At 66.9% G+C, this 25,253-nt stretch carries 28 protein-coding genes and 1 tRNA gene; 22 read left to right on the forward strand and 7 right to left on the reverse strand.

Annotated features, from left to right (window positions below; genetic code table 11):
* Positions 1-10 precede the first annotated feature (10 nt).
* The 10 genes from slmA (at position 11) to tatC (ending at position 5,030) form a co-directional block, all read left to right on the forward strand.
* Positions 11-640 (forward strand): nucleoid occlusion factor SlmA, encoded by a 630-nt coding sequence (slmA, locus tag ACS5PN_RS25550; RefSeq protein ID WP_439466842.1) that lies wholly within the window; start codon positions 11-13, stop codon positions 638-640.
* Positions 641-653: 13 nt separating this feature from the next.
* A complete protein-coding gene (locus ACS5PN_RS25555) occupies positions 654-1,520 on the forward strand; it encodes an ATP-binding protein (RefSeq protein ID WP_439466843.1) in 867 nt (288 codons plus the stop codon).
* A complete protein-coding gene (locus tag ACS5PN_RS25560; RefSeq protein WP_439466844.1) occupies positions 1,517-1,942 on the forward strand; it encodes an NUDIX domain-containing protein in 426 nt (141 codons plus the stop codon). Before ACS5PN_RS25555 ends, ACS5PN_RS25560 begins: the two co-directional genes overlap by 4 nt.
* A gap of 4 nt (positions 1,943-1,946) precedes the next feature.
* Entirely contained in the window at positions 1,947-2,339 is a 393-nt protein-coding gene (gene hisI / locus ACS5PN_RS25565; protein ID WP_439466845.1) for a phosphoribosyl-AMP cyclohydrolase, read from the forward strand.
* Positions 2,332-2,673: a phosphoribosyl-ATP diphosphatase gene (locus ACS5PN_RS25570; RefSeq protein ID WP_439466846.1), complete on the forward strand. Its 342-nt coding sequence runs from the start codon at positions 2,332-2,334 to the stop codon at positions 2,671-2,673. The genes hisI and ACS5PN_RS25570 overlap by 8 nt, the downstream gene beginning before the upstream one ends.
* Complete coding sequence (locus ACS5PN_RS25575; RefSeq protein ID WP_439466847.1) at positions 2,670-3,032, forward strand: DUF4870 family protein; 363 nt, start codon at positions 2,670-2,672, stop codon at positions 3,030-3,032. Before ACS5PN_RS25570 ends, ACS5PN_RS25575 begins: the two co-directional genes overlap by 4 nt.
* 11 nt (positions 3,033-3,043) lie before the next feature.
* Positions 3,044-3,391: a histidine triad nucleotide-binding protein gene (locus tag ACS5PN_RS25580; RefSeq protein ID WP_439466848.1), complete on the forward strand. Its 348-nt coding sequence runs from the start codon at positions 3,044-3,046 to the stop codon at positions 3,389-3,391.
* Positions 3,392-3,513: 122 nt separating this feature from the next.
* Positions 3,514-3,750 carry a Sec-independent protein translocase subunit TatA gene (gene tatA / locus ACS5PN_RS25585; RefSeq protein WP_439466849.1) on the forward strand — a complete coding sequence of 79 codons (237 nt, stop codon included), beginning with the start codon at positions 3,514-3,516 and terminating at the stop codon, positions 3,748-3,750.
* Positions 3,751-4,230 (forward strand): Sec-independent protein translocase protein TatB, encoded by a 480-nt coding sequence (gene tatB / locus ACS5PN_RS25590; RefSeq protein WP_439466850.1) that lies wholly within the window; start codon positions 3,751-3,753, stop codon positions 4,228-4,230.
* A complete protein-coding gene (tatC, locus tag ACS5PN_RS25595; RefSeq protein ID WP_439466851.1) occupies positions 4,230-5,030 on the forward strand; it encodes a twin-arginine translocase subunit TatC in 801 nt (266 codons plus the stop codon). The genes tatB and tatC overlap by 1 nt, the downstream gene beginning before the upstream one ends.
* Here the strand turns inward: tatC and ACS5PN_RS25600 are convergent.
* Positions 5,018-6,193, reverse strand: coding sequence for a S1C family serine protease (locus ACS5PN_RS25600; protein WP_439466852.1), 1,176 nt, complete (start codon positions 6,191-6,193; stop codon positions 5,018-5,020). The two genes, tatC and ACS5PN_RS25600, sit on opposite strands and share 13 nt — an antisense overlap.
* Before the next feature lie 23 nt (positions 6,194-6,216).
* Between ACS5PN_RS25600 and ACS5PN_RS25605 the strand changes: the two genes are divergently transcribed.
* Positions 6,217-6,963 (forward strand): Nif3-like dinuclear metal center hexameric protein, encoded by a 747-nt coding sequence (locus tag ACS5PN_RS25605; protein ID WP_439466853.1) that lies wholly within the window; start codon positions 6,217-6,219, stop codon positions 6,961-6,963.
* Here ACS5PN_RS25605 and ACS5PN_RS25610 read toward each other — a convergent pair.
* The gene (locus ACS5PN_RS25610) at positions 6,960-7,871 is read right to left on the reverse strand and encodes a M14 family metallopeptidase (protein WP_439466854.1); all 912 of its coding nucleotides are present in this window, start codon (positions 7,869-7,871) and stop codon (positions 6,960-6,962) included. The two genes, ACS5PN_RS25605 and ACS5PN_RS25610, sit on opposite strands and share 4 nt — an antisense overlap.
* On the reverse strand, positions 7,868-9,670 hold the full coding sequence (locus ACS5PN_RS25615; protein WP_439466855.1) for a DUF885 domain-containing protein: 1,803 nt from the start codon (positions 9,668-9,670) through the stop codon (positions 7,868-7,870). The genes ACS5PN_RS25610 and ACS5PN_RS25615 overlap by 4 nt, the downstream gene beginning before the upstream one ends.
* Positions 9,671-9,743: 73 nt before the next feature.
* Here ACS5PN_RS25615 and pdxA point away from each other — a divergent pair, with 73 nt between their 5' ends.
* Positions 9,744-10,757, forward strand: coding sequence for a 4-hydroxythreonine-4-phosphate dehydrogenase PdxA (gene pdxA / locus ACS5PN_RS25620; RefSeq protein ID WP_439466856.1), 1,014 nt, complete (start codon positions 9,744-9,746; stop codon positions 10,755-10,757).
* A 20-nt stretch (positions 10,758-10,777) separates the two neighbouring features.
* Positions 10,778-11,506 carry a hypothetical protein gene (locus tag ACS5PN_RS25625; protein ID WP_439466857.1) on the forward strand — a complete coding sequence of 243 codons (729 nt, stop codon included), beginning with the start codon at positions 10,778-10,780 and terminating at the stop codon, positions 11,504-11,506.
* On the opposite strand, the gene ACS5PN_RS25630 is transcribed toward ACS5PN_RS25625, so the two are convergent.
* Both ACS5PN_RS25630 and mscL read right to left on the reverse strand, forming a co-directional pair.
* Positions 11,503-13,923: a DUF1631 family protein gene (locus ACS5PN_RS25630; RefSeq protein ID WP_439466858.1), complete on the reverse strand. Its 2,421-nt coding sequence runs from the start codon at positions 13,921-13,923 to the stop codon at positions 11,503-11,505. The two genes, ACS5PN_RS25625 and ACS5PN_RS25630, sit on opposite strands and share 4 nt — an antisense overlap.
* Before the next feature lie 132 nt (positions 13,924-14,055).
* Positions 14,056-14,478: a large conductance mechanosensitive channel protein MscL gene (gene mscL / locus ACS5PN_RS25635; protein WP_439466859.1), complete on the reverse strand. Its 423-nt coding sequence runs from the start codon at positions 14,476-14,478 to the stop codon at positions 14,056-14,058.
* 182 nt (positions 14,479-14,660) lie between these two features.
* On the opposite strand from mscL, the gene petA reads away from it, so the two are divergent.
* The 6 genes from petA to ACS5PN_RS25665 all read left to right on the forward strand — a co-directional run bounded on the left by petA (position 14,661) and on the right by ACS5PN_RS25665 (position 18,838).
* Complete coding sequence (gene petA, locus ACS5PN_RS25640; RefSeq protein WP_439466860.1) at positions 14,661-15,257, forward strand: ubiquinol-cytochrome c reductase iron-sulfur subunit; 597 nt, start codon at positions 14,661-14,663, stop codon at positions 15,255-15,257.
* A gap of 21 nt (positions 15,258-15,278) precedes the next feature.
* Entirely contained in the window at positions 15,279-16,685 is a 1,407-nt protein-coding gene (locus tag ACS5PN_RS25645; protein ID WP_439466861.1) for a cytochrome b, read from the forward strand.
* A gap of 20 nt (positions 16,686-16,705) precedes the next feature.
* Positions 16,706-17,476, forward strand: coding sequence for a cytochrome c1 (locus ACS5PN_RS25650; RefSeq protein ID WP_439466862.1), 771 nt, complete (start codon positions 16,706-16,708; stop codon positions 17,474-17,476).
* Between the two features lie 137 nt (positions 17,477-17,613).
* Complete coding sequence (locus ACS5PN_RS25655; RefSeq protein WP_056192820.1) at positions 17,614-18,231, forward strand: glutathione S-transferase N-terminal domain-containing protein; 618 nt, start codon at positions 17,614-17,616, stop codon at positions 18,229-18,231.
* On the forward strand, positions 18,231-18,740 hold the full coding sequence (locus ACS5PN_RS25660) for a ClpXP protease specificity-enhancing factor (protein ID WP_439466863.1): 510 nt from the start codon (positions 18,231-18,233) through the stop codon (positions 18,738-18,740). The genes ACS5PN_RS25655 and ACS5PN_RS25660 overlap by 1 nt, the downstream gene beginning before the upstream one ends.
* A gap of 22 nt (positions 18,741-18,762) precedes the next feature.
* Positions 18,763-18,838: transfer RNA gene (locus ACS5PN_RS25665), tRNA-Thr, on the forward strand.
* Positions 18,839-18,873: 35 nt separating this feature from the next.
* On the opposite strand, the gene ACS5PN_RS25670 is transcribed toward ACS5PN_RS25665, so the two are convergent.
* Positions 18,874-19,212, reverse strand: a complete 339-nt coding sequence (locus ACS5PN_RS25670; RefSeq protein WP_439466864.1) for a hypothetical protein — start codon at positions 19,210-19,212, stop codon at positions 18,874-18,876.
* A 169-nt stretch (positions 19,213-19,381) separates the two neighbouring features.
* Here ACS5PN_RS25670 and secA point away from each other — a divergent pair, with 169 nt between their 5' ends.
* The 3 genes from secA to ACS5PN_RS25685 all read left to right on the forward strand — a co-directional run bounded on the left by secA (position 19,382) and on the right by ACS5PN_RS25685 (position 23,555).
* Positions 19,382-22,126 carry a preprotein translocase subunit SecA gene (gene secA / locus ACS5PN_RS25675; protein WP_439466865.1) on the forward strand — a complete coding sequence of 915 codons (2,745 nt, stop codon included), beginning with the start codon at positions 19,382-19,384 and terminating at the stop codon, positions 22,124-22,126.
* Between the two features lie 238 nt (positions 22,127-22,364).
* Positions 22,365-22,868, forward strand: coding sequence for a hypothetical protein (locus tag ACS5PN_RS25680; protein WP_439466866.1), 504 nt, complete (start codon positions 22,365-22,367; stop codon positions 22,866-22,868).
* A gap of 27 nt (positions 22,869-22,895) precedes the next feature.
* A complete protein-coding gene (locus ACS5PN_RS25685) occupies positions 22,896-23,555 on the forward strand; it encodes a PEP-CTERM sorting domain-containing protein (RefSeq protein ID WP_439466867.1) in 660 nt (219 codons plus the stop codon).
* A gap of 93 nt (positions 23,556-23,648) precedes the next feature.
* Here ACS5PN_RS25685 and ACS5PN_RS25690 read toward each other — a convergent pair whose 3' ends face one another.
* Positions 23,649-25,253 (reverse strand): hypothetical protein, encoded by a 1,605-nt coding sequence (locus ACS5PN_RS25690; protein WP_439466868.1) that lies wholly within the window; start codon positions 25,251-25,253, stop codon positions 23,649-23,651.

Raw genomic sequence — 25,253 nt, forward strand, 5'->3', positions numbered from 1 at the left:
CATCGCCGGCATGGACGCCGACCAGCCCGCCGCCGACAACCCCAGTTCCACTCCCAGGAAGCGCCCCAAGCCCGGCGAGCGCCGCACCCAGATCCTGCAGGTGCTGGCCGGCATGCTGGAGCAGCCGGGGGCCGACCGCATCACCACCGCCGCGCTGGCGGCCAAGCTGGACGTCAGCGAGGCGGCCCTGTACCGGCACTTCGCCAGCAAGGCGCAGATGTTCGAGGCGCTGATCGAGTTCATCGAGACCAGCGTCTTCGGCCTGGTCAACCAGATCGCCGACAACCCCAACCCGCTGCCCCCGCCCAGCAAGGCGGCCCGCATCGCCAGCGTCATCCTGCAGTTTGGCGAGAAGAACCCCGGCATGACGCGGGTGATGGTGGGCGATGCCCTGGTCTACGAGAACGAGCGGCTGGTGGCGCGCATGAACCAGTTCTTCGACCGCATCGAGTCTTCGCTGCGCCAGGTGCTGCGCGCCGCGGCCGAGGCCCAGGGCTCGATGACGCCGACCGTGCAGGCCAATGCCCAGGCTTCGGTCTGGGCCAGCTTCATCATCGGGCGGCTGCAGCGCTATGCCCGTTCGGGCTTCAAGCGCATGCCGACGGAGCAGCTGGAAGCCTCGCTCAAGAGCATCGGCTAACTACACTGGCGGCATGTCCGCCGCCTTGGAATCCCTTCTCGCCCGCGCCGAGGGTCTGCTGACCCGGCTCGAGGCCGTTCTTCCCCATGCTGCCACGCCGCCCGACTGGGCTGCGTCCACCGCCTTCCGCGCGCGCCGGCGGCACGGCGCGCTGTGCCTGGAGCCGGTGCGCTCGGTCAGCCGTATCTCCCTGTCAGACCTGAAGGAAGTCGAGCCGCAGAAGGAAAGATTGCTGCGCAATACCGCCCAGTTCGTCGCCGGCAAGCCGGCCAACAACGTGCTGCTGACGGGCGCCAAGGGCACCGGCAAGAGCTCGCTGATCAAGGCGGTGCTGAACCAGTTCTCGGCCCAGGGCCTGCGCCTCATCGAGATCGACAAGGCCGACCTGGTCGACCTGCCGGATGTCGTCGAACAGGTCGCGGCCCGCGCTGAGCGCTTCGTGGTTTTCTGCGACGACTTGAGCTTCGACGAAGGCGAGGCCAGCTACAAGGCGCTGAAGAGCGTGCTTGACGGCTCGGTCGCTGCGGCCAGCGACAACGTGCTGATCTACGCCACCAGCAACCGCCGCCACCTGCTGCCCGAGAAGATGGTGGACAACCTCTCCGGCACCCATGGCGAGCATGGCGAGATCCACCCCGGTGAGGCGGTGGAGGAAAAGATCTCCCTGTCCGAGCGCTTCGGCCTGTGGATCAGTTTTTATCCCTTCAGCCAGAACGAATACCTGGCCATCGTGGCCCAGTGGCTGCGGCATTTCGGGCTGGACGAGGCCGCCATCGAGGGCGCGCGTCAGCAGGCTTTGATCTGGGCGCTGGAGCGCGGTTCGCGTTCGGGCCGCGTGGCCTTCCAGTTCGCACGCGACATGGCGGGAAGGGCCGAATGACGGAAAGAAAGATCACCGAGGTCGCCGTCGGCGTCCTCGTCGCGCCCGATGGCCAGTTCCTGCTGACCTCGCGCCCCGAGGGCAAGGTCTACGCCGGTTACTGGGAGTTCCCGGGCGGCAAGGTCGAGGCCGGCGAAACCGTCGAGCAGGCCCTGGCACGCGAGCTGAAGGAAGAGATCGGCATCGAGATCGGTGCCGCCCACCCGTGGAAGACGGAGATCTTCGACTATCCCCATGCGCTGGTGCGGTTGAACTTCTGCAAGGTGTTCGAGTGGACGGGCGAGTTCCAGATGCTGGAGAACCAGCAGATGGCCTGGGCCAGCCTGCCGGTGCAGGTCAAGCCGGTGCTGCCCGGCACCATCCCCGTGCTGAACTGGTTTGCCGAGGAGCGCAAGCATGTCGGCCCCACTCACCTAGACTGAAACCATGAGCAGCTGGTTGGACGAAGTGAAATGGGATGACAAGGGCCTGGTACCCGTCATCGCCCAGGAACAGGGCACGGGCGACGTGCTGATGTTCGCGTGGATGAACCGCGAAGCCCTGGCCCTGACGGCCGAGCGGGGCCAGGCGGTCTATTTCAGCCGATCGCGCCACAAGCTCTGGCACAAGGGCGAGGAGAGCGGCCATTTCCAGCAGGTGCATGCCATCCGCATGGACTGCGACAACGACGTCGTGCTGCTGACCATCACCCAGCTCGGCCATGAGCCCGGCATCGCCTGCCACACCGGGCGCCACAGCTGCTTCTTCCAGAAGCTGGAGAACGGAGTCTGGAGCGCCACCGAGCCGGTGCTGAAAGACCCGAGCAAGATCTATGAGTGACGACATCCTCCGCCGCATCGGCGAAGTCATCGAATCCCGAAAGCCTGGAAATGGCGCCGACCCGACCACCAGCTATGTCGCCAAGCTCTTCGACAAGGGCCTGGACAGCATCCTGAAGAAGGTCGGCGAGGAAGCCACCGAGACGGTGATGGCGGCCAAGGACGGTGACGCCCAGAAAGTGGTCTACGAGGTCGCCGACCTGTGGTTCCACAGCATGGTGGCCCTGGCCCATTTCGGGCTCCGACCCGAGGACGTGCTCAGGGAACTCGCGCGTCGCGAGGGCCTCTCGGGCCTGGAAGAATTCGCTTCCCGCACTCCGAAAGCCAACCCATGAGCGACAGCCCCACGATGCTGGAGACGGACATCCCGGCCGAGAAGCTGGCCAGCCTCAAGCAACTGACCCTGGCGATCTACATCCTTTATGCCCTGGGCCCCTTCACGGGCCTGTCGGGCATTGCGGCCCTCATCATCAACTACATCAAGCGCGAGGACACCGAGGGCACGATCTACGCGAGCCATTTCAGCTGGCAGATCCGCACTTTCTGGTGGAGCTTGGTCTGGGCCATTGTGGGCTTCCTGACCGCGATGGTGTTTGTGGGCTTCCTGATCCTCGCCATCGACGGCATCTGGGTCATGTACCGCCTCATCAAGGGCTTTCTGAACTGGAACGACAACAAGCCCATGCGGGTTTGAAGGAGCCTCCCATGAATCAAGACCCGAACTGCCTGTTCTGCAAGATCGTCGCCGGCCAGATCCCGAGCAAGAAGGCCTACGAGGACGAAGACGTCCTGGCCTTCCATGACATCCACCCCTGGGCGCCCGTCCACGTCCTCATCATCCCCAAGCGCCACATCGCCTCCATGGCCGACGTGACCGAGGCCGAGGCCGCGCTGCTGGGCAAGATGACGGCCCTGGGGCCGAAACTGATGAAGGAACTGGGCGTCAGCAACGGTTTCCGGCATGTCATCAACACCGGTCATGATGGCGGCCAGGAGGTGTATCACCTGCATCTGCATGTGATGGGCGGACCTCGGCCGTGGTTGAAAGGCTAGGTTGTGACCAAACCTAAGGTCTGAGCACCATCGCACCGGAAGGCGCTCGGCCTCGAAATGACCCCTGAACCTAGGGGCATCCCTCACCTAGAATTTGAGCCAGTCCTCAAGGAGTCAACATCATGGGTTCATTCAGTATTTGGCACTGGCTGATCGTCCTCGTCGTCGTCATCGCCATCTTCGGCACCAAGAAGCTGCGCAATGTCGGGGGCGACCTCGGCGCCGCGGTCAAGGGTTTCAAGGACGGCATGAAGGACGGCACGGCCGGCGACGAGCCGGGCAAGCCCCAGCAGCAGGTCACCGCGGCCAAGGTCAACGATCCCAACACGGTCGACGTCGACGCCAAGACCAAGTCCTAAGTGCTTGACTTCGGTTTTGACAAGATCGCGCTGATCGGCGCGGTGGCGTTGATCGTCATCGGCCCCGAGAAGCTGCCGCGCGTCGCGCGCACGGTCGGCACCTTGCTGGGCAAGGCGCAGCGCTATGTCGCGGACGTGAAGGCCGAGGTCAACCGTTCCATCGAGCTGGAAGAGCTTCAGAAGATGAAGAACCAGTTCCAGACCGCGGTGCAGGACGTCGAGCAGAGCGTGCGCCAGGAGGTCGACTCGGCGACCCAGGCCCTGAACCAGACCTGGAGCGACGTGACCAGCGACTCGTCGTCCTACGAGGCGGCGTCGGGCGTTGCGCTGCCGCCGCCCGAGTACCGCCATCCGAAGAAGAACTGGCGGCTCAAGCGCGGGGCCACGCCGATGTGGTTCAAGCAGAAGGCCGGCGTGCGCCGCCACACCCAGTCCGGTGCGGCCCGCGTGGCGCGCTTTCGCCCCCCCGGTATCCGCTGATGAGCTCCTTCCAGAACCCCAACCACGACGAGCTGGCCGGCACCGAGCAGCCCTTCGTTGCCCACCTGATGGAGCTGCGCGACCGGCTGCTGCGCGCCATCATCGCCATCGCCGTCTGCTTTGGCGTGCTGTGCCTCTACCCTGGTCCGGGCCAGCTCTACGACTGGCTGGCCGCGCCGCTGGTCGCGCATCTGCCCGAGGGCACCAAGATGATCGCGACCAATGTCATCGCGCCTTTCTTCGTGCCCATCAAGATCACCATGCTGGCCGGCTTCCTGCTGGCCCTGCCGGTGGTGCTCTACCAGGCCTGGGCCTTCGTCGCGCCGGGCCTGTATTCGCATGAGAAGCGCCTGGTGGTGCCGCTGGTGGTCAGCAGCACGCTGCTGTTCTTCGCTGGCATGGCCTTCTGCTATTTCTTCGTCTTCGGCCAGGTCTTCAAGTTCATCCAGAGCTTTGCGCCCAAGAGCATCACGGCGGCGCCTGACATCGAGGCCTATCTCGGCTTCGTGATGAACATGTTCATCGCCTTCGGCGCGGCTTTCGAGGTGCCGGTCATCGTCGTCGTGCTGGCGCGCATCGGCATCGTGTCGGTCGAGAAGCTGCGCGAATGGCGCGGCTACTTCATCGTCGTCGCCTTCGTCGTCGCGGCCGTCATCACGCCGCCCGACATCGTCTCCCAGCTGGCTCTGGCCATCCCGATGTGCCTGCTCTACGAGGTGGGCCTGTTCGCGGCAAGCTATGTCGCGCGCTCGGCCAAGGCCGCCGAGCCCGCTGAGCCGCCAGCCGATCAGTCGTCCTGATCCTTGGGCGGCCGTGGCCGCTGCGCCACCGCGAGCTGGAAGCTCATCGCCTTGCCGGCACGCTGCACGGCGACCTCAACCTGGCTTTGCGGTTTCAGGGCCGCCACGCTAGCCAGCAGCTCGGCCGGCGTCGCCACCGCATGGGCGCCGACCCGGGTCAGCACATCGCCCGGCCTGATGCCGGCCTTGGCCGCCGGCGCATCGTTGACGACGCCGCCGATCAGCACGCCGCGGATGGGCGTCTTGGCATCTCCCAGCTTCAGCGCCTCGGCCAGTTCGGGCGTCAGCTCGCGCGTTTGCACACCGATCCAGCCGCGCGCGACGACGCCGTCCTGCAGCAGCGCGGACGCCACCTGGCGAGCCACATCGACGGGAATGGCAAAGCCGATGCCGAGCGACCCGCCGCTGCGCGAGAAGATGGCCGTGTTGATGCCCACCAGCCGGCCATCACCGTCCACCAGGGCGCCGCCGGAATTGCCGGGGTTGATGGCCGCATCGGTCTGGATGAAGTTCTCGAAGGTGTTGATGCCGAGCTGGCTGCGGCCCAGCGCCGACACGATGCCCGAGGTGACGGTCTGGCCGACATTGAAGGGGTTGCCGATGGCCAGCACCGCGTCGCCGACCTGCAGGTTGGCGGCCTCGCCCAGGGGAATGACGGGCAGGCCGTCCAGTTCGATCTTCAGCACGGCGAGGTCGGTCTCGGGGTCGGTGCCGATCAGCCTGGCCTGGGCCTGGCGGCCGTCGCTGAGCATGACCTCGATGTCCGACGCGCCCTCGACGACATGGTTGTTGGTCAGCAGCACGCCGTCGGCCGAGATGATGACGCCCGAGCCCAGGCCCAGCTGAGGGTTGCCGCGCGGCTGGCGCGGCGCGAAGGGAAAGCCGAACAGCTGCTCGTGGGCGCGGCTGGCGCGGGATGGCGCCTTGCTGGCGGTGATGCTGACGACGGCCGGCGCCGCAACGCGGGCGGCCTGGGCGAAGCCGGCGCGTACCACGGACGCGGGCGGCGCGGCGGGCAGGGCGATCTGACGCGCGGTGGCGGCGATGGGGGCGTCATGCAGGCGGGCCGTCTGCAGCCATTGCGGCTTCAGCGTCGCGACGACGAAGACGGCGGCCAGGGCCACCGTGACCGCCTGCGCGAAAATCAGCCAGAGCCGCTTCAACACCCCAACATCCTTCTCAAGCCATGACCGATCGCACCGCGCTGGAACGTCGACTGAACGAACTGCTCGAGCCCGCGCGCTTCAAGGATTATGGGCCGAACGGTCTGCAGGTCGAGGGCAAGGAGACCGTGGGTCATCTCGTCTGCGGGGTCACTGCCAGCCTAGCGCTGATCGATGCCGCCATCGCCGCCAAGGCCGATGCCATCCTCGTCCACCACGGCCTGTTCTGGCGCGGCCAGGACGGCCGCATCACCGGCTGGATGAAGCAGCGCCTGGCGCGCCTGATCCAGCACGACATCAACCTCTTCGCCTACCACCTGCCGCTGGATGCGCACCCGCTTCTCGGCAACAACGCCCAGCTCGGTGCGCAGTTCGGCTGGGCGGCGGACAAGCGTTTTGGCGAGCAGGACCTGGGCTTCAGCGCCGCTGTCGAAACCACCGACCTGGCATCACTGGCTGAAAAACTGCGCGAGACGCTGGGCCGCGAAGTGGCGGTGGTGCCTGGCGACGGCCGCTCGCTGCGCCGCGTGGCCTGGTGCACCGGCGGTGCCCAGGGCTATTTCGAATCGGCCATCGCGGCCGGCGCCGATGTCTTCATCACCGGCGAGATCTCCGAGCCCCAGGCCCATTACGCGCGCGAGACGGGCGTCGCCTTCATCGCGGCCGGCCACCATGCGACCGAGCGCTATGGCGTGCAGGGCGTGGGTGCCCAGGTCGCCCAGGACCTGGGCCTGAGCTGGCAATTCATCGACGTCGACAACCCAGCCTAGGCCGCCTGGCCCAAGGCGTAGTCGATGGCGGCGCGCACGGCGGCCACCTGGGCCGCATTGCATTGTTCGGGCGTGGCACGCGGGCTGTCGGGATAGACCTCGGTCGTCGTCGTGAAGCGCGCCCCGGTGATGGCAGCGCACAGGTGGCGGCTGCGCACGCCGAAGCTGATGACGCCGGGCGACTGCAGGGGGCAGCCGATGATCTGGCCCTGGGCGTCGGGCTCGGCGATGTGCGTCACCCGGGCCACCGCGTCGATGACGGCGCGCTGGAAGGCCGGCTGGGGCGCTTCGGCGTCATCGACCAGGTAGAAGCCGTCGGGGATCTCGCCCGGCTCGAACACCTCACCATCGCGGGCCGCCAGGGCCGGGCGGAATTCCGATTCGTCGGTGTCGGTCGTCTCGTGCAGGTCGATGTGCATCAGCACGCGGCCTTGCAAGCCAGCCAGCAGCGCGACCAGGGCGGTCGATTCGCCGACCGGGCTGCCCTCGCGGAAGTTGCGGTTGGGGTCCAGCGCATTGAAGTTCCAGCGCTGCCCGCGCTCGTAGGCCCAGGGGCTGACGCAGGGCACCACCAGCAGGTTGGCGCGGCCGGCGGCCTCGTGCCCATGGTCGCGGAGGAACTGCAGGGCACCCTGAACACCGCTGGTCTCGTAGCCATGCACGCCGCCGGTGACGACGAAGACCGGCAGGTCGTCGCGCCAGCCGCGGCTGCGAATGGCCAGCAGCGGGAAGCGTTCGCCCTCGTAGGTCACTGCGCCGTACTCGCTGACGTCGAAGTCCCGCTTCAGCGCGTCGATGGTCGTCAGCACGTCGTCGGCGTAGCTGCGCTGCCTGACGACCTGGGCGCGCCATGCCGCAGTCTCGGCCGGGCCCCAGGCCTGTCCCGGTGTACCTATGGCGTAGCTCATGGGCGGGCCTTTTCGGAAGTGATCCACGCATTGATGCGCTGCTCCAACAGCGGCAGCGGCATGGCGCCCTGGTCGATGACGGCCATGTGGAAGCGGCGCTGGTCGAATTTGGACCCGAGGGCCTGCTCGGAGCGGGCGCGCAGCTCCTTGATCTTCAGCTCACCCATCATGTAGCTCAGGGCCTGGCCGGGCTGGGACAGGTAGCGGTCGACCTCGGCCGTCATGAAGGTGCTGTCGTGGCCGGTCTGCTCGATCATGTAGGCGATGGCCTTGTCGCGGCTCCAGCCCAGGGCGTGCAGGCCGGTGTCGGTGACGAGGCGGGCGGCGCGGAACATCTGCGCCTGCAGGTGGCCGAAGCGCGTGTAGGGATCGCGGTAGAGGCCGATCTGCGGGCCCAGGGTCTCGGCATACAGGGCCCAGCCTTCGCTGAAGACCGAGTACTGCGACTGACGGCGGAAGTTGGGCAGCTCGCCCAGCTCGACCTGGCGGGAGATCTGCAGGTGGTGGCCGGGCACGGTCTCGTGGGCCACCAGGGTCTCCATGGCCCATTTGGGGCGGCGCTTGAAGGAGATGGCGTTGGCGTTGAACCAGCCCGGCGTCGTGCCGTCCAGGGACGGGCCGTTGTAGTTGTCGGCCGCGCCTTCGCCGGTATAGGGCGGCATGCCGCGGATGCCATAGGGCGAGCGCGGCAGCTGGGCGAAGAGCTTGGGCAGCTCGGGGTCGATGCGCTTGGCGATGGCGCGGTAGCCGTCCAGCAGTTCCTCGGCGCTCTGGTTGAAGAACTTGGGGTCGCTGTAGAGGAATTTCTTGAAGGCGGCGAGATCGCCGTCGAAGCCGGCCTCGGCCTTGACCTTTTCCATCTCGGCGCGGATGCGGGCAGCCTCGCGCAGACCCGTCGTGTGGATGTCGCCCGCGGCCAGTTGCAGCGTCACATGGCGCAGGATCAGGGCCTCGTAGACCTTGTCACCGCCTGGGTAGCTGGACAGCGAGCCGCTGTCCGGCGCTTTCGGCATCAGCTCGTCCTTCATGACGGCCAGCAGCTTGCGCTGGGCCGGGTAGAAGACGTCGCGCAGGGCTGCCTGGCCCTGGGCCTGGTAATGGGCCTTGACGCTGGCATCCACCGTCATGCGGGCAAAGGGCTCGTAGACCGGGCTCTTGGTGACGTCCTCGGGCAACTGGCCCTCGACCTGGGCGATGGCGCGGGCCAGCACCGGCTTGGACGTGACCCAGCCCAGGGCCAGGCCCTGGCGCAGGATGGCGATCTCCTGGTCGACCCGGGCCGGGTAGGCGGCCAGGCGGGTCAGCCACTGCTTGACCTGGGTCTCGTTGTTGACCGGCACATTGCGTGCAAAGCCGGCCAGGGCCGACTGGGCACCGTACAGCGTGCCCAGCGTCAGCGTGCGCCAGCCGGCGAAGCCCTGCATGGCCACTTCCTGCTGGTAGCGGTTGAAGAAGAGGGCCAGGGACACGTGGTCGGTGTCGTTGAGCAGGCCGGCGTCCACCGTGCGGGCGCGGGCCAGCATGTCGCGGGCGAAGGCATCGCGGGCGGCCAGGCCGGCGGCGGAGCGGTCGCTGAGCTTGTCGTTGAAGCGCAGGTCGCCGCGCAGCGTGGCCCATTCCGGCGCGGCCTGGGCCTCGGCCTCCCAGGCTTCGTCGAACAGGGCCATCAGGGCCCGGTGGGACTTGGCGGCGCCATCGACCATGGTGGTGGCGGCGGGCTTGGCGGGAGCCGACTGGGCGGCGGCGGGGGCGGTCAGGTGCAGGCCGGCGATCAGGGCTGCAACGAGGGTAGGTCGCAAGGGAATCTCCACATCGTGTATGGGCAGCGGGCAGTCTGCCAGCGTGGCCCCGGGCGTGATGAAAGAATGACGCATGACTCCGGATAACTCCCTAGGCGCCCCCCTCGTCATCAGCATGGGAGATGCCTGCGGCATCGGCCCCGAGATCATCGCGAAGCTGTGGCGGCAGGACACGCCGCGCGACGCCCTCATCGTGGGCGATGTGGCGGTGCTGAGGCGAGCCGTCGCGGCCATCGGTGGTGGTCTGGCTGTCGCCGAGCTGCGCACACCTGACGAGTTAGGGCGAGTGCCACCGCAATGCCTGCCGGTCTGGCAACCCGAGGGCCTGCCTGCAGGCCTGGTGGATGCGCCGGTCGGCCAGGTCGATGCCCGCGCGGGCGCGGCGGCGGCCCTGTGCATCGAAGCCGCCGTGGGCCTGATCAAGGCGGGCCGGGCGGGCGGCCTGGTCACGGCGCCCATCCACAAGGAAGCCCTGCATGCGGCAGGCTCGCCTTTTCCAGGCCACACCGAGATGCTGCAGGCCCTCGCGGGCGGCGCACCGGTGCGCATGATGCTGGCCAACGAAGAGCTGCGCACGGTACTGGTCACCATCCATTGCTCGCTGCGGGAGGCCATAGCCCGCGTGACCCGGGACAGCGTGCTGGAGACGCTGCGCATCACCGGCGCGGCCTTGCGGCGCATGGGTTTTGCCGCGCCGCGCATCGCCGTGGCCGGACTCAACCCGCATGCCGGCGAGGGCGGCCTGTTCGGCGACGAGGAGATCCACCACATCGCGCCGGCCATCGCCGATGCCCGCGCCGAGGGCTGGGACGCCAGCGGCCCCTATGCACCCGACACCATCTTCATGCGAGCCCGCCGCGGCGAGTTCGACGTCGTCGTCGCCATGGTGCACGACCATGGCCTGATTCCGGTCAAGTACCTGGGCGTGGAGGAGGGCGTCAACGTGACCCTGGGCCTGCCCTTTGTGCGCACCAGCCCCGACCACGGCACGGCCTTCGACATTGCGGGCCGGGGCGTGGCCGATCCCGCCAGCCTCGCGGCCGCCTTGACGATGGCCCGACGGCTAGTAGCATCCGCTCAATCGTGAAGGCAGGCCTGGGAGGCCCCATGAAGAGACGCTGCAAGCAGGGGCTGGGCGTGGCCCTGGTTCTGGGTGCGACGGCCTGCCTGGCGCAGAGCCAGTTCGCAGGCCCCAACCCCGGTCAGCCCCAGTCTCGCGGTGAGCTCAAGCAAGGCGCCCGCCAGGAAGTCCGCGCCGCCTTCGATGCACGCTTCGACGCCGAAGGCCGCGCCGTCGAACTGCGCCGTCATGACGAGGCCGAGTACCCGGCGTCATTCTGGGCGGCGCTGGAATCCCGCCTGGCTGGCCTGAAGGTCCCACCGGCCCGGGATGCGAACGGCCGCCCGGCGGCCCTGCGCACCGGCCTGACCGTGACGGTGGCCGTGACCCGCGGCGCGCAGGACCTGCAGTTGCGCATTACCAACCTGGACGTCAGTCCGCTGGTGCTCAAGCGGGGTTATGCCGGCTTTCCCACCGACATCGGCCTGAGCACGGGGTGGACCGGAGAAGTCGACGCGGAGTGCGTGGTGGGCCTGGACGGCCACTGCGGCTCGGTGCACGTCAAGAGCCTGCCCGGCGTGCCCGCCTCGGTGCTGCGCTGGGCCAGCGCGACGCTGGCGCAGTGGGAGTTTCAGCCGCCCGAACTCAACGGCCAGGCCTTTGAGGCGCCGGCGCGCCAGCACTTCCAGCTGGGCAGCGCGGACGACATGCCCATGGACTTTCGTCAGCGCGGCAGCGGCAACATGAAGTTCCGCTGGGACGTCAAGACTTTCTAGCGACCGCCACCCAGGGCCGCGAGCTGGGCGCGGGCGCGGGCCGTCGCGCGTTCCAGCAGCAGGGCAGGTTCGTAGGCCCGCATGCGGTCGGCCTCGCAGAGCTTTCTGAGCATGCGGGCCGTCATCGTCACCGTCTCCTGGTGGCGGTTGCCATGCGTGAAGATGAAGAAGCTGCGGCCGGCGCTGACGTGGGCCAGGCGCACCTTCTGCCATTGCTCGCCGGTGTGCATCTGGTAGGCGAAGCCCAGTTGCAGGTTGTCCATCAGCACGGCGCCGCCGCTGGGCTCGGGAGCGCTTTCGGCGGCCGGCAGCCCGTCGATCGAGATGTCCACGGCCTGCAGCGGCTCTGCCGCGGCGACGGCGTCGTTGCCTGACAGGTCCAGGTCCAGCTCGCCGTTCCAGTCGACGCTGGCTTCCTCGACGAGGCCCAGGCTCTTGGCCTCCGCCGGCGTCAGGCGCTGGCTGGCATCGAGATCACCGGGCAGGCTTTCGCCGGCCATGGGCTTGGCAAGGTCGGCCTCGGCCGGAGGCGCGACGCCGAAGATCTGGTCCAGCTGCTTGACGAGCAGGTTGGTGTCCAGGGCGCTGGGCGCCTGACCCTTCAGCGATTCGGCATGGGCGGGCAGCAGCACGCCGAAGAAATCCTTGCGCGGGCCGTCGGGCCAGCGGATCAGATCCATGCCCTCGTTGAGGGTGCGCATCAGATTGGGCAGCTCGCGCAGGAAGTCGGCGCGGGCCGCCGTGCCACCCTTGGGCTGCACGCTCATGACCAGGGTGCGGCCGAGGGTACGCAGGCGCAGGGCCCGCTCCGGCGCACCTTCGCGCGAGGCCAGCACGATGGCCTGGCTCCACACCTGCGCCAGGAAGGTGCGCAGGAAGTCGTGCATCGGCACCCGCGCCAGCTGCTGCTGCAGCTGGAGGGAGTAGCGCTGCTGCAGGCGCAGGTCGGTTTCGCGGCGCTCGACGACGGCGGCAGCGTCGCCGGCGGCCTTCAGCGTGTTGCGCGTCTGCTCGGCGATGAAGGCTTCGAGGTCGTCCAGCTTGGCCGTGTAGACGTCCATGCGGTCGAAGTCGCCCTGGGCCACGTCCTGCACGAGATCGCGCACATGGGACAGGAAGGAGCGGCCCGGGTCGTCGCTGAAGTCGTCGAAGGCGCAGGCGAGCGACGCCATGCGATTGACGAAGGCGCGCACCGGGTGGCGTCGCGAGGAGAAGAAGGTCTCGTCGCCCAGGGCCACGCGCAGCACCGGCAGCTGCAGGCGGGCGAGCAGGCGCGCCATCTGCGGCGGCACCTTGGGGTCGGACAGGATCTGGTCGAACAGGCTGCTGACGACGTCGATGACCATGTGGTCCAGCCGGCCCGTGGCGAGCTGGCGCAGCTCGTCGCGGTGCTGGTGGATCAGATTCGTCGGCAACGGCATCTGGCCCCAGACGCTGCTGCTTTCGCCGCTGAGGGTGTCCAGGCCCATGCGGCCGGACTGCCCCTGGCTGTCGTAGGCGGGCTCGTAGGGGGCGGGCGCCTGGGCCAGCCGGCGCAGCAGATCCATCATCTGCGGGTCCACGCGACCGAGGCCACCGCCACCGCCGCGCCCGCCGAAACCGCCGCCCAGCCCACCGAAGCCCGTGTTGCCGAAGCCCGTGTTGCGGCCGCTGCTGGAGCTCAGGCCACCGTGGCCCGAGCCGCCGTAGCCGCTGCGGGTGGACATGGCGCCGTGACCGGAGTCGAGGTCTCCCGGCTGGGTGGCGCCGCCCAGGCCGCCGAGGCGAGAGGCTGCGCCGTCGGGGGTCGCCCTGACGCGCAGATCCTGGGGGCGCAGGCCGCGCGAGCGCAGCAGCTCGGCAATGTCCGCGTAGCAGGCACGCATCTCCTGGGCCAGCGCGCGGGTCAGCTCGTCGGTCAGGGTCTGGCGGGTGAGGGGGTCGTCGGTGATGGCCTGGATGGCGTCCAGCAGGCCCTGGCCGATGAGTTCGGGGCGCAGGGGGTTGCGCTCCCCGACTTGGATGCTGGCGACGTAGGACTCGACCTCGCGCAGCTCCCATTCGCAGTGATGGCCGATGGCCAGGCCGATGCGATCCGCGGCGACCAGGTTGTTGACCTGGTCGTCATCCATCAGGGAAAGCTCGTCCCATGCTTTCTTCTTGGCTTCGGGGGCCGCCTGGGGCGAGGCGGTGTCGGACTGCTCGGCCGCGACCTGCTTGCGCAAACTCTGCACAAACTTCTGCGAGAAGGTGCCTTGTTGCTGGCGGAAGACGAACTGAGCCGCCAGCAGGGCGTCGCGACGCTTGATCTGCCCGGCAGACAGCGCCGACAGTCCCAGACCTTCCGCGCAGCGCTCGGCCGCCTGCTCACCCGCCAGACGGATGCGGGTCAGCGAGGCTTCCAGGTGCGGATTCAGGCGTATCTCAGGCGCGTTCATCGACAAATTGACACGAGCGGCTTCCAAAGTATCGCGCCTGCAACAAGCGCAGGTTTTCAGCCGGTCGCGAAATCCGTGGCAAAAAAAAGCCCGGTAACCATTGCTTACCGGGCGGCGGAGCGGAGTGAGAGCTTAGCGCTTCAGCGAATCCCGGATCTCGCGCAGCAATTGAATATCTTCGGGGGTGGGCGGCGGCGTGGCCGGTGCGGGTGCCGCTTCGGGTTCACGCTTGAGGCGGTTGATCTGCTGGATCATCAGGAAAATGATCAGGGCCAGGATGATGAAGTTCAGCGACACCGTCAGGAAGCTGCCGTAGGCGAGCACGGCGCCGGTTTTCTTGGCTTCAGCCAGCGTCGTGGCCGTCTGGCCGGCCAGCGGGATGAAGTAGTTGCTGAAATCCAGGCCGCCGAAGATCTTGCTGACGACCGGCATGATGACGTCACCGACCAGGGAGTCGACGATCTTGCCGAAGGCGCCGCCGATGATCACGCCGACCGCGAGGTCGACGACATTGCCTTTGACGGCGAATTCCTTGAATTCGGAAAAGAAACTCATGCGTGGGCTCCTTGGGCGATGGCATGGGGGGGATGGGCTGGGGCCGATGTTGGCGGCAAGTCAATGGACCCAGAAGCCGGGTAAACCTCGGGTCGCCAGTCCCGTGCAAGCCCGGGAGCGGCAGTGAGCGTCCGCTAGAATCCTGAGTTGCCCCTGATCAGAAGTCTCTTTAGAGGACCCTCATGAGTGACCAGCAAGTGGACCAAGGCAAGCGGACCTGGTTGATTGCAACCGGTTGCGCCGGCGCCGCCGGTGGCATCGCGACTGCCGTGCCCTTCGTCAGCACTTTCGCGCCCAGCGAGCGCGCCAAGGCCGCCGGCGCCCCCGTCGAGGCTGACATCTCCGGTATCAAGCCCGGCGAGAAGCTCACTGTCGAATGGCGCGGCAAGCCGGTCTGGATCGTGCGCCGCACGCCGGAGCAGCTCGCGGGCCTGAAGAAGAACGACGCCCAGCTGGCCGACCCGAATTCCGAACGCAAGGCTTTCCCGCTGCCGGAAGGCGTCAACAAGGAAACCCGTGCGATCAAGGACGAATTCCTGGTCGTCGTGGGTATCTGCTCGCACCTGGGCTGCTCGCCGAGCGACAAGTTCGTCTCCGGCCCCCAGCCGTCGCTGCCCGACGACTGGAACGGCGGCTTCCTGTGCCCCTGCCACGGTTCGACCTTCGACATGGCTGGCCGCGTCTTCAAAAATAAGCCCGCGCCGGACAACCTCGAGGTGCCGCCGTACATGTTCCTGTCCGACAGCCGTGTGCTGATCGGCGAGAGCAAGAAGGCCTAAACAGGAAACACGGGACGAGACATGGCTGAATTCAAAGAAGCTCCCGCAGGCGCCTCGGTTGGCGTGAAGACCATGACCTGGCTGGAGAACCGGTTCCCGACCGCGTTCGACGCCTACAAGGTCCACATGTCGGAGTACTACGCGCCGAAGAACTTCAACTGGTGGTACATCTTCGGTTCGCTGGCCCTGCTGGTGCTGGTGATCCAGATCGTCACCGGCATCTTCCTGGTGATGCACTACAAGCCGGACGCAGGTCTGGCCTTCGCGTCGGTCGAGTACATCATGCGTGATGTGCCCTGGGGCTGGCTGATCCGCTACATGCACAGCACCGGCGCCTCGGCCTTCTTCGTGGTTGTCTACCTGCACATGTTCCGTGGCCTGATCTACGGCAGCTACCGCAAGCCGCGCGAGCTGGTCTGGATCTTCGGCTGCGCGATCTTCCTGTGCCTGATGGCAGAAGCCTTCATGGGCTATCTGCTGCCTTGGGGCCAGATGTCCTACTGGGGCGCCCAGGTCATCGTGAACCTGTTCGCTGCCGTGCCCTTCGTCGGCCCGGACCTGGCCCTGATGATCCGCGGCGACTATGTCGTCGGCGACGCCACCCTGAACCGCTTCTTCAGCTTCCACGTCATCGCCGTGCCGCTGGTGCTGCTGGGCCTGGTGGTGGCCCACCTGCTGGCCCTGCACGATGTCGGTTCCAACAACCCCGACGGCGTCGAGATCAAGAAGGGCCCCAAGGACGCGCAAGGCCGCCCGCTGGACGGCGTGCCCTTCCACCCGTTCTACACGGTGCACGACCTCTACGGCGTCTGCCTGTTCCTGATGGTCTTCACCGCCATCATCTTCTTCGCGCCTGAAATGGGTGGCTACTTCCTGGAGTACAACAACTTCATCCCGGCCGACCCGCTGAAGACGCCGCCGCACATCGCACCGGTCTGGTACTTCACGCCGTTCTACTCGATGCTGCGCGCCACGACCGACACCATGGTCAACGTGCTGGTGGGCGTCATCGGCGTCGCCGCCATCGTGAGCTTCCTGAAGGGCAAGTTCGGCGGCGCGGCCAAGGTGGCGCTGCTGGTGGCTGCCGCGGTGCTGATCTTCCTGCTCAAGGTCTTCGACGCCAAGTTCTGGGGCGTGGTCGTCATGGGTGGCGCGGTCATCATCCTGTTCTTCCTGCCCTGGCTGGACCACAGCCCGGTCAAGTCGATCCGCTACCGCCCCGACTGGCACAAGTACATGTACGCCGTGTTTGTCGTGTTCTTCCTGGTCCTGGGCTATCTGGGCATCCAGCCGCCGAGCGACATGGGCACCCTGGTGGCTCAGGCCGGCACGCTGTTCTACTTCGGCTTCTTCCTGCTGATGCCGTGGTGGAGCCGCCTGGGAAGCCCGAAGCCGGTGCCCGACCGTGTGACCTTCCACGCCCATTGAGCCGCGGAGCAAGAACACCAATGAAAAAGCTGATCGCCCTCCTGCTGGCCTCCCTGGGCCTGGTCGGTGCCGCCCAGGCCAACACCGGTGGCATCGAATGGGACAAGTTCCCCAAGGAAAAGATGTCGGACATGGCGGCGCTGCAAAGCGGCGCCAAGCTGTTCGTCAACTACTGCCTGAACTGCCACTCGGCCGCCTACATGCGCTACAACCGCATGCGCGACATCGGCCTGTCCGAAGCCGACATCAAGAGCAACCTGCTGTTCGCGGCCGACAAGGTCGGTGAGACCATGAAGGCCAGCATCGACCCCAAGGATGCCAAGGCCTGGTTCGGCGCCAACCCGCCCGACCTGTCGGTCATCGCCCGCTCGCGCGCCGACGGCGCCAAGGGTTCAGGTGCCGACTATCTCTACACCTATATGCGGAACTTCTACCGCGACGACACCAAGGCCACGGGTTGGAACAACCTGGCCTTCCCCAGCGTCGCGATGCCGCATGTGATGTGGGAGCTGCAAGGCCAGCGCGCCGCCAAGTTCGAGGAAGTCGCCGACCCGCACGACCACGAGAAGAAGGTGCACGTCTTCGCCGGCTACCAGCAACTGACGCCCGGCACGCTGACCGAGCGCCAGTACGACGAAGCCGTGGCCGACCTGGTCGCCTACCTGCAGTGGATGGGCGAGCCGGCACAGGGCCAGCGCTTCCAGCTCGGCGTCATCGTGCTGATCTTCCTGCTCTTCCTGACCGTGTTCGCCTGGCGCCTGAATGCCTCGTACTGGAAGGATGTGAAGTAACTGCCAAGTCCTGGCACCGCCTCAAAGCGGTGCCAAACACGCAGTGGGGAGGTCTTCTGGCCACCCACTGCGTTTGCTTTTTGCGCGGCGGACCGCCGCGTGTGTTTTGATTGACTGACCCCTCGGGAGCCCAAGCCATGATGGTCCTCTACTCCGGTACCACCGATCCCTACTCGCACCGCTGCCGCTTTGTGCTGTTCGAGAAAGGCATGGACTTCGAAATCCGTGACGTTGACCTGTTCGCGAAGCCTGAAGACATCGCCCTGATGAATCCGTACAACGAGGTGCCCATCCTCGTCGAGCGCGACCTCATCCTGTACGAATCGCACATCATCAACGAGTACATCGACGAGCGCTTCCCGCACCCGCAGCTGATGCCCGGTGACCCGGTGGCCCGTGCCCGCGTGCGCCTGTTCCTGCTGAACTTCGAAAAGGAGCTGTTCGCCCACGTGAACATCCTCGAAGGCCGCGGCACGACGACCAAGGCGACGGACAAGCAGCTGGAAAAGGCCCGTTCGCAGATCCGCGACCGCCTGACCCAGCTCGCCCCGATCTTCCTGAAGAACAAGTACATGCTGGGCGACGACTTCTCGATGCTCGACGTGGCCATCGCCCCGCTGCTGTGGCGCCTGGACTACTACGGCATCGACATGTCCAAGAACGCGCTGCCGCTGCTGAAGTACGCCGAGCGCATCTTCAGCCGCCCGGCCTACATCGAGGCGCTGACGCCCTCGGAAAAGGTGATGCGCCGCTGATGGACCAGACCCCCGCTTCCGGCGGCGCAGGTGGGGGGACTTCCACCCGCCCGTATCTGATCCGCGCCCTGCATGACTGGTGCACGGACAACGGCTTCACGCCCTATATCGCGGTCCATGTCGACCGTTCGGTGCAGGTGCCGATGGAGTACGTGTCCAACAACGAGATCGTGCTGAACATCGGTTTCGATGCGACCAGCGGGCTGGATCTGGGCAACGACCACATCCAGTTCAAGGCCCGCTTCGGCGGTGTCGCGCGCGAGATCATCGTGCCGGTGGACCATGTCGTCGCCATCTACGCCCGCGAGAACGGCCAGGGCATGGCCTTTCCGGCGCCCGAGCCTCTGGCCGAAGGTGCGCCGGTGCCGGCCGTGCCTGCGGCCGCCGAGCCGCGTCGCACGGGCCTGCGTCTGGCCAGCGAAACCAGCGACGACGAGGGCGACGACACGCCGCCCCCGCCCGATGCGCCGAGCGGCGGGCCACGGCCTTCGCTGAAGCGCGTCAAGTGACGGCTTAGAATCTTGGTCTTTCGCCGGCTTAGCTCAGTTGGTAGAGCAACCGCCTTGTAAGCGGTAGGTCATCAGTTCGAATCCGATAGCCGGCACCAAATGCAAACCCACTGTCTCGCGACAGTGGGTTTTGTCATTTCTGGATCAGCTTGACGCGGATCTGCCCCGGCAGGCCGGCCTGGGCCAGCAGGGCCTCCAGGCGCGGCAGCAGATGGCGCAGCTTGGCGGCGACGGCGGCGTTGGCCGCCAGCAGGCTCCAGCCCTCTTCGTCCAGCGGCCCGGGCTGCAGGCTGGCCAGCAGCGTGCCCGGCAGGGCGGGCGCGATGATGCGCAGCCGACGCCGCGACGCCTCCAGCCGCGCATTGAGCTGAGCCAGGCCCTCGTGGGCGCGCAGCGCCTCGGCCACCGGTGTCGGGGACGGGATGCTGGCGCGCACGCGCTTGGGAGCAAGGTAGCGGGGCGGGGTGGCCATGGCCGCAGTGTAGTCAGGCAGCGGGCTTGACCATGAGCCACTGCTAAACTGCGACGTTTTGCGCGGCCGGGCAAGTCCGTCTTGCAATGCCTCGCCGTGCCCCCAGATTCGCGCCTTTCACCGGTCGGCCAGCCCGTCCGGTGCCGCGCAGCTCCACATCCTCTGCAGCATGTTGCCCAAGCTTCTCACCTCGATTTTCGGTAGCCGCAACGAGCGTCTGCTGAAAGACTACCGCCGCACCGTGGCGAAGATCAACGCGCTGGAGCCGAAGTACGAGGCGCTGAGCGATGACGAACTGCGCGCCCAGACGGCGTCGTTCAAGCAGCGTATCGCCGCGGGTGAGACCGTGCACGACATCCTGCCCGAAGCCTTTGCCGTCTGCCGCGAAGGCAGCAAGCGGGCGCTGAAGATGCGCCACTTCGACGTGCAGCTGATCGGCGGCATGGTGCTCAACGACGGCAAGATCGCCGAAATGCGCACCGGCGAAGGCAAGACGCTGATGGCCACGCTGCCGGTCTACCTGAACGCGCTGACGGGCAAGGGCGTCCACGTCGTCACGGTGAACGACTACCTCGCGCGCCGCGACGCCGAATGGATGGGCAAGCTCTACAACTTCCTGGGCCTGTCGGTCGGCATCAACCTGCCGCAGGCGCCGCGCGAGGAGAAGCAGACGGCCTATGCCGCTGACGTCACCTACGGCACCAACAACGAGTACGGCTTCGACTACCTGCGCGACAACATGGTCTACGAGACGGCCGACCGCGTGCAGCGCGGCCTGGCCTACGCCATCGTCGACGAGGTGGACTCCATCCTCATCGACGAGGCGCGCACGCCGCTGATCATCTCGGGCCAGGCCGACGACCACACCGACGTCTATCTGCGCATCAATGCCGTCGTGCCCAAGCTGAAGAAGCAGATCGGCGAGCTGGACCCCCGCACCGGTGAGGGCGTCATCGAAGCCGGCGACTTCACGGTGGACGAGAAGTCGCACCAGATCCACCTGACCGAGGATGGCCATGAAGTGGCCGAGGCCCTGCTGGCCGAGGCCGGCCTGATCCCCGAGGGCGGCAGCCTCTATGACGCGGCCAACATCACGCTGCTGCATCACCTGAACGCAGCGCTGCGGGCCCACCACGTCTATCACAAGGACCAGAGCTACGTCGTGCAGAACGGCGAGGTCGTCATCGTCGACGAGTTCACCGGCCGGCTGATGAGCGGCCGCCGCTGGAGCGATGGCCTGCACCAGGCCGTCGAAGCCAAGGAAGGCGTGCAGATCCAGGCCGAGAACCAGACTCTGGCCTCCATCACCTTCCAGAACTACTTCCGCATGTACGGCAAGCTGTCCGGCATGACGGGCACGGCCGACACCGAGGCCTATGAGTTCCAGGAGATCTACGGCCTCGAGACCGTCGTCATCCCGCCGAACCGCCCGACCATCCGCAAGGACGAGCTGGACCTGGTCTACAAGACCGACAAGGAAAAGTACACGGCCGTCATCGAGGACATCCGCAGCTGCCACACGCGCGGCCAGCCGGTGCTGGTGGGCACGACGTCCATCGAGAACTCGGAACTGATCTCCAAGCTGCTCGACCAGGCCAAGCTGCCGCACAACGTGCTGAACGCCAAGCAGCACGAGAAGGAAGCGCAGATCGTCGCCCAGGCCGGCCGCCCGGGCGTCATCACCATCGCCACCAACATGGCCGGCCGCGGCACCGACATCGTGCTGGGCGGCAACGTCGAGAACCAGGTCAAGTTCCTGGAGGCCGACGAAGCCATTCCCGCCGACGAGAAGGCGCGCCGCATCCAGCAGCTCAAGGACGAGTGGCAGGGTCTGCACGACAAGGTGCGCGCCGAGGGCGGCCTGCGCATCATTGCGACCGAGCGCCACGAGAGCCGCCGCATCGACAACCAGCTGCGCGGCCGTGCCGGCCGCCAGGGCGACCCGGGCAGCTCGCGCTTCTACCTGTCGCTGGACGACCAGCTGATGCGCATCTTCGCCGGCGAGCGCGTGCGCGCCATCATGGACCGGCTCAAGATGCCCGAGGGCGAGGCCATCGAGGCGGGCATCGTCACGCGTTCCATCGAAGGCGCCCAGCGCAAGGTCGAGGCCCGCAACTTCGACATCCGCAAGCAGCTGCTCGAGTACGACGACGTCTCGAACGACCAGCGCAAGGTCATCTACCAGCAGCGCAACGACATCCTCGAGGCCGAGAGCCTGATCGCCCAGATCGCCTCCCTGCGTGAGTCCACGCTGACCGACGTGGTGCGCACCTACGTGCCCGCCGAAAGCGTCGAGGAGCAGTGGGACCTGGCCGGCCTGGAGCCGGTGTTGAAGGGCGAATGGCAGATCGAGCTGTCGCTGACCGAGCTGGTCAAGAAGAGCGACTCCATCACCGACGACGACATCGTCGAAGCCGTCACCAAGGCTGGCGACGAGCTCTTCCAGAGCAAGCTGGACCGCGTCGGCATCGAGCAGTTCAACCCCTTCATGCGCATGGTGCTGCTGCAAAGCATTGACCAGCGCTGGCGCGAGCATCTGGCTGCGCTGGACTATCTGCGCCAGGGCATCCACCTGCGTGGCTACGCCCAGAAGAACCCCAAGCAGGAATACAAGCGCGAGGCCTTCGAGCTGTTCTCGCAGCTGCTGGATCTGGTGAAGATGGAAGTCACCCGCACGCTGATGAACGTGCGCATCCAGAGCCAGGAAGAAGCCGACCAGGCCGCCGAGGCCATCGAGCGCCGCGCCGAGGCCGTGTCCAACGTGACCTACCAGCACCCCAACGAGGACGGCTCCATCAGCCAGGACGTCGACCCCGCCACCCTGCTGGCCGAGTACGGCCACATCGGCCGCAACGACCCCTGCCCCTGCGGGAGCGGCAAGAAATTCAAGCTCTGCCACGGCAAGCTGGCCTGATCGCCTGGCGCGACATCCGTCACGGGCCGGCTCTGCCGGCCCGTTTGCATTGGTTTGCAAGAAGCTGTCCGCGCCGTTTCGGCCCACCCAAGTGGGGGGAAAACCGTGCGTTTGAGCACAGAGAAGACCCCACGCCACCGGCATGGGGGGTGCTCGTCTGAGGCCAGCCCCCCTAGAGTGCAGTCCCAGATAGCCCTGAAACCGGGGTTAACCCGATAGAAAAGTCAGAAAGCCCGCAATGAAAGCCTTGTTCGCCGCCGCTGCAATCGTTCTCGCCACCTCCGCGTCGGCCGGCACGGTCATGGTCAGCAACACCACGCACAAGGACCCGACCGGCTTCGGCACCGCCTTCACCGACAACCACGTCTTCACCTTCACGCTGGACCAGAACACCTGGTTCAGCGGCCTGCTGAACACCAAGGGCGTGCTGACTACCACGCCCGCCGTGGACATCCGCTCCGTGACGCTGTCCAACCTGACCACCGGCGAAGTGCTGGACTGGTCGGAACTGATTGCCGTCTCCTGGACCACGACGCGCACCGGCCGCGAGCAGTGGGCCCTGTCCCCGCGCCAGCTGTCGGCCGGCACCTGGGACATGAGCGTCAGCGGCGTCAGCTACTCGAACAAGCAGGGCAACGGTTTCACCGCCAACCTGGAACTGCCTGAGCCGGGCAGCGTGGCGCTTGCCGCCGTTGCCATCCTCGGCGCCCTCGTTTCCTCCCGCCGCCGCAAGTCGGCCTGATTTCCGCGGCAAGCCACCAGGAAGACCATGAAGTACTCCTTCTCCACCATCGTCGCGGCTCTGCCCCTGATCGCCGGTGCGCAGGCCGCCATGGCCAGCGACGTGTCCATCGCCTGGCAGGGCAATGCCGCCCTGGCCGGCACGCAACTGCAGGCCTATGACAGCCGCCTCAGCGCCACCGAGGCCGTGTTCGACGACTACGCCATCCGCCTGAACTACAGCAACCTGACGAGCAATTCGAGCTTCGCTGCCTTCTGCATCGAGCCGCTCGAGGGCAATTCGACGCTGGCCGCCAACTACTCGGTGTCGTCGTTCAGCGGCGCCCAGGCGACCCATCTGTCGGCTCTCTACCAGGTCGCCTACGGCGCCTCGATGAACGCCACCCAGCAGGCCGCCTTCCAGCTGGCCGTCTGGGAGTTCACCCAGGAAACCACGACCTTCGGCACGCAGACGGGCTTCTTCCGCGCCACCGCGCCGGCCGCGGTGCTGAACCTGGCCGACAGCTATCTGAACAACGCGCTGAACTTCCATGGCCAGAGCAGCTACACGGTCTACAAGCTGAGCAGCGCTGACTATCAGGATCTGGTCATGGCCACGGCCGCCGTGCCGGAACCCGAGACCTATGCCCTCTTCCTGGGCGGCCTCGGCATCGTCGGCCTGCTGGCCCGCCGCCGCCTGCCGCGCTGATCTGCGCGCGCTTCGCTGAAAAGGCTCCTTCGGGAGCCTTTTTGTTTGGGTCGCCGTGATGGAACCGTCGCGTGGGTATCTGCTGGCGCCTGGCTACTTCAGCAGCGGGCGCAGCGCGCCGTCGAGGTTGTAGGTGTCGCGGCCGGCCACGTACTCGCGGGGATCGGAGGTTTTCTTCCACGCCGGGTACAGGTTGGAGCGGTTCTCGTGCACGTGCAGTTCCCAGGCCGCGCGCACGAAGCCACCGATGTAGCCGTACTTGTAGGCGTGCCCCGAGCCGGTGGCCGTGGAGTGGACGGTGCGCTGCTTGTTCTGCTCGATCACCTTGGCGGTCAGGCCGGTGGCGATGCGGCCCTCCTCGGTGTTGCCGGGGCGGGTGCCCGCCACCAGGCCGTAGTAATCCTCGGCGACGCGGCGGGCGGTGGTCTCGTCCTCGGTCTTCAGGAAGGCCACCACCGACGACAACAGCAGGGGCCTCGTCTTGGCCCAGCCTTTCAGGCGGGTCCACACCGTCGCATCGAAGCCGTGCCTGGCCATCAACTCGTCCAGCTTGGCCGAGTAGGCGCCGGGCACGGACACGCCGGCCAGGTCGGCCCGGGCCGCGTGGTATTTCGCCAGCGTCTCCACCGGCGTGCCGTTGAGGGCCAGGCGCACCAGCCACTGGTTGGTGGCGGCGTCGGCGCTGTTGATGGCGGCCAGCGCGCGCAGCACGGCGGCGGCCTTGTCCTGTCGCCCGTCGAAGTCGTTGGCGCGTTCCCGCACGTAGGCGCCGTGGCTGGCCCACGCGCCGGGCTCGGCGAGCTGCAGGTAGGCGGCCAGCGCGACCGAGGGCTTTTGCCTGGAGGCCTTGGCCTGGGCGGTCTCGTTGTCGCCCGCGCCTTCGAGCGCCTGCAGATACTCGAAAGCGTTGCTCCACTTGCCCTCGGGCTCGATCGACAACTCGGCGACGAACGTCTTGGCCAACTTTGCCGTGACCTTGGGTCTCTTCTGGTTGAAGCGGTTGGTGAGCTTCATTTCATCGGTGTCGGTCAGCCGCACCTCCTGCACCTGACGCAGCGCCTCGGTGGCGGCCGCCAGCTCCTTCAGCCGTCGCTCCAGCGCGGCCTGCGGGGCCTTGCGGTCCTGGGCCGCGTTCTCTTCGGCGGCGTCAATCATGTCGGCGCTCACCTCGCTGGCATCCTCCTCCTGCGTCTTGCACAGCCCCTCCAACTGGACGCGCCAGCCATTGGCCGCCTCCAGGGCCGCGTCTGCCAGGTCCTGCACGGCCTTCACGTCCACCGCGTCGGGCTCCACGTCGTCGAGCTTGAGCCGCACTGCCGAATCGGCCAGCGCCTTGTCCACGTCACGCCTGATCGCTGCGATCTCTTTGCCCACCTGCTCGGTCAGCGCCTTCAGCCGCTGGGCCAGCGCCTTGTGCTGCTTGGCCCGCACTTCAGGGTCATCCTCGGTTTTCTTGACGCTCGGCTCTCTCACCAGCGGGGCGTCGATGTCCTTGACGGTCTTGGCCTGTGTCTGCGACAGCTCCGGTTTTATCGCGGAGCTGCTGGTGGACTCCTTGCCGCCCCGCACCTTGCCCTTGGCCTGGCTCTCGTTGCTGTCGGCTTTGCCGCAGCAACTGTTCCAGGTGGTCACGATGATCCCGATGGCAATGGCGCCTGCCGTGGTGGCGGCAGCGACGCCCAATGTCGACATTTCCAT

This window comes from Roseateles sp. NT4 (assembly GCF_051857475.1).
Lineage (GTDB): Bacteria > Pseudomonadota > Gammaproteobacteria > Burkholderiales > Burkholderiaceae_C > Pelomonas.

Bases quoted from the DNA above. Each gene is read 5' to 3' on its own strand.
- slmA (WP_439466842.1), top strand. From the start codon at position 11: ATGGACGCCGACCAGCCCGCCGCCGACAACCCCAGTTCCACTCCCAGG.
- ACS5PN_RS25555 (WP_439466843.1), top strand. From the start codon at position 654: ATGTCCGCCGCCTTGGAATCCCTTCTCGCCCGCGCCGAGGGTCTGCTG.
- ACS5PN_RS25560 (WP_439466844.1), top strand. From the start codon at position 1,517: ATGACGGAAAGAAAGATCACCGAGGTCGCCGTCGGCGTCCTCGTCGCG.
- hisI (WP_439466845.1), top strand. From the start codon at position 1,947: ATGAGCAGCTGGTTGGACGAAGTGAAATGGGATGACAAGGGCCTGGTA.
- ACS5PN_RS25570 (WP_439466846.1), top strand. From the start codon at position 2,332: ATGAGTGACGACATCCTCCGCCGCATCGGCGAAGTCATCGAATCCCGA.
- ACS5PN_RS25575 (WP_439466847.1), top strand. From the start codon at position 2,670: ATGAGCGACAGCCCCACGATGCTGGAGACGGACATCCCGGCCGAGAAG.
- ACS5PN_RS25580 (WP_439466848.1), top strand. From the start codon at position 3,044: ATGAATCAAGACCCGAACTGCCTGTTCTGCAAGATCGTCGCCGGCCAG.
- tatA (WP_439466849.1), top strand. From the start codon at position 3,514: ATGGGTTCATTCAGTATTTGGCACTGGCTGATCGTCCTCGTCGTCGTC.
- tatC (WP_439466851.1), top strand. From the start codon at position 4,230: ATGAGCTCCTTCCAGAACCCCAACCACGACGAGCTGGCCGGCACCGAG.
- ACS5PN_RS25605 (WP_439466853.1), top strand. From the start codon at position 6,217: ATGACCGATCGCACCGCGCTGGAACGTCGACTGAACGAACTGCTCGAG.
- ACS5PN_RS25610 (WP_439466854.1), bottom strand. From the start codon at position 7,871: ATGAGCTACGCCATAGGTACACCGGGACAGGCCTGGGGCCCGGCCGAG.
- pdxA (WP_439466856.1), top strand. From the start codon at position 9,744: ATGACTCCGGATAACTCCCTAGGCGCCCCCCTCGTCATCAGCATGGGA.
- ACS5PN_RS25625 (WP_439466857.1), top strand. From the start codon at position 10,778: ATGAAGAGACGCTGCAAGCAGGGGCTGGGCGTGGCCCTGGTTCTGGGT.
- ACS5PN_RS25630 (WP_439466858.1), bottom strand. From the start codon at position 13,923: ATGAACGCGCCTGAGATACGCCTGAATCCGCACCTGGAAGCCTCGCTG.
- mscL (WP_439466859.1), bottom strand. From the start codon at position 14,478: ATGAGTTTCTTTTCCGAATTCAAGGAATTCGCCGTCAAAGGCAATGTC.
- petA (WP_439466860.1), top strand. From the start codon at position 14,661: ATGAGTGACCAGCAAGTGGACCAAGGCAAGCGGACCTGGTTGATTGCA.
- ACS5PN_RS25645 (WP_439466861.1), top strand. From the start codon at position 15,279: ATGGCTGAATTCAAAGAAGCTCCCGCAGGCGCCTCGGTTGGCGTGAAG.
- ACS5PN_RS25650 (WP_439466862.1), top strand. From the start codon at position 16,706: ATGAAAAAGCTGATCGCCCTCCTGCTGGCCTCCCTGGGCCTGGTCGGT.
- ACS5PN_RS25655 (WP_056192820.1), top strand. From the start codon at position 17,614: ATGATGGTCCTCTACTCCGGTACCACCGATCCCTACTCGCACCGCTGC.
- ACS5PN_RS25660 (WP_439466863.1), top strand. From the start codon at position 18,231: ATGGACCAGACCCCCGCTTCCGGCGGCGCAGGTGGGGGGACTTCCACC.
- ACS5PN_RS25670 (WP_439466864.1), bottom strand. From the start codon at position 19,212: ATGGCCACCCCGCCCCGCTACCTTGCTCCCAAGCGCGTGCGCGCCAGC.
- secA (WP_439466865.1), top strand. From the start codon at position 19,382: ATGTTGCCCAAGCTTCTCACCTCGATTTTCGGTAGCCGCAACGAGCGT.
- ACS5PN_RS25680 (WP_439466866.1), top strand. From the start codon at position 22,365: ATGAAAGCCTTGTTCGCCGCCGCTGCAATCGTTCTCGCCACCTCCGCG.
- ACS5PN_RS25685 (WP_439466867.1), top strand. From the start codon at position 22,896: ATGAAGTACTCCTTCTCCACCATCGTCGCGGCTCTGCCCCTGATCGCC.
- ACS5PN_RS25690 (WP_439466868.1), bottom strand. From the start codon at position 25,253: ATGGAAATGTCGACATTGGGCGTCGCTGCCGCCACCACGGCAGGCGCC.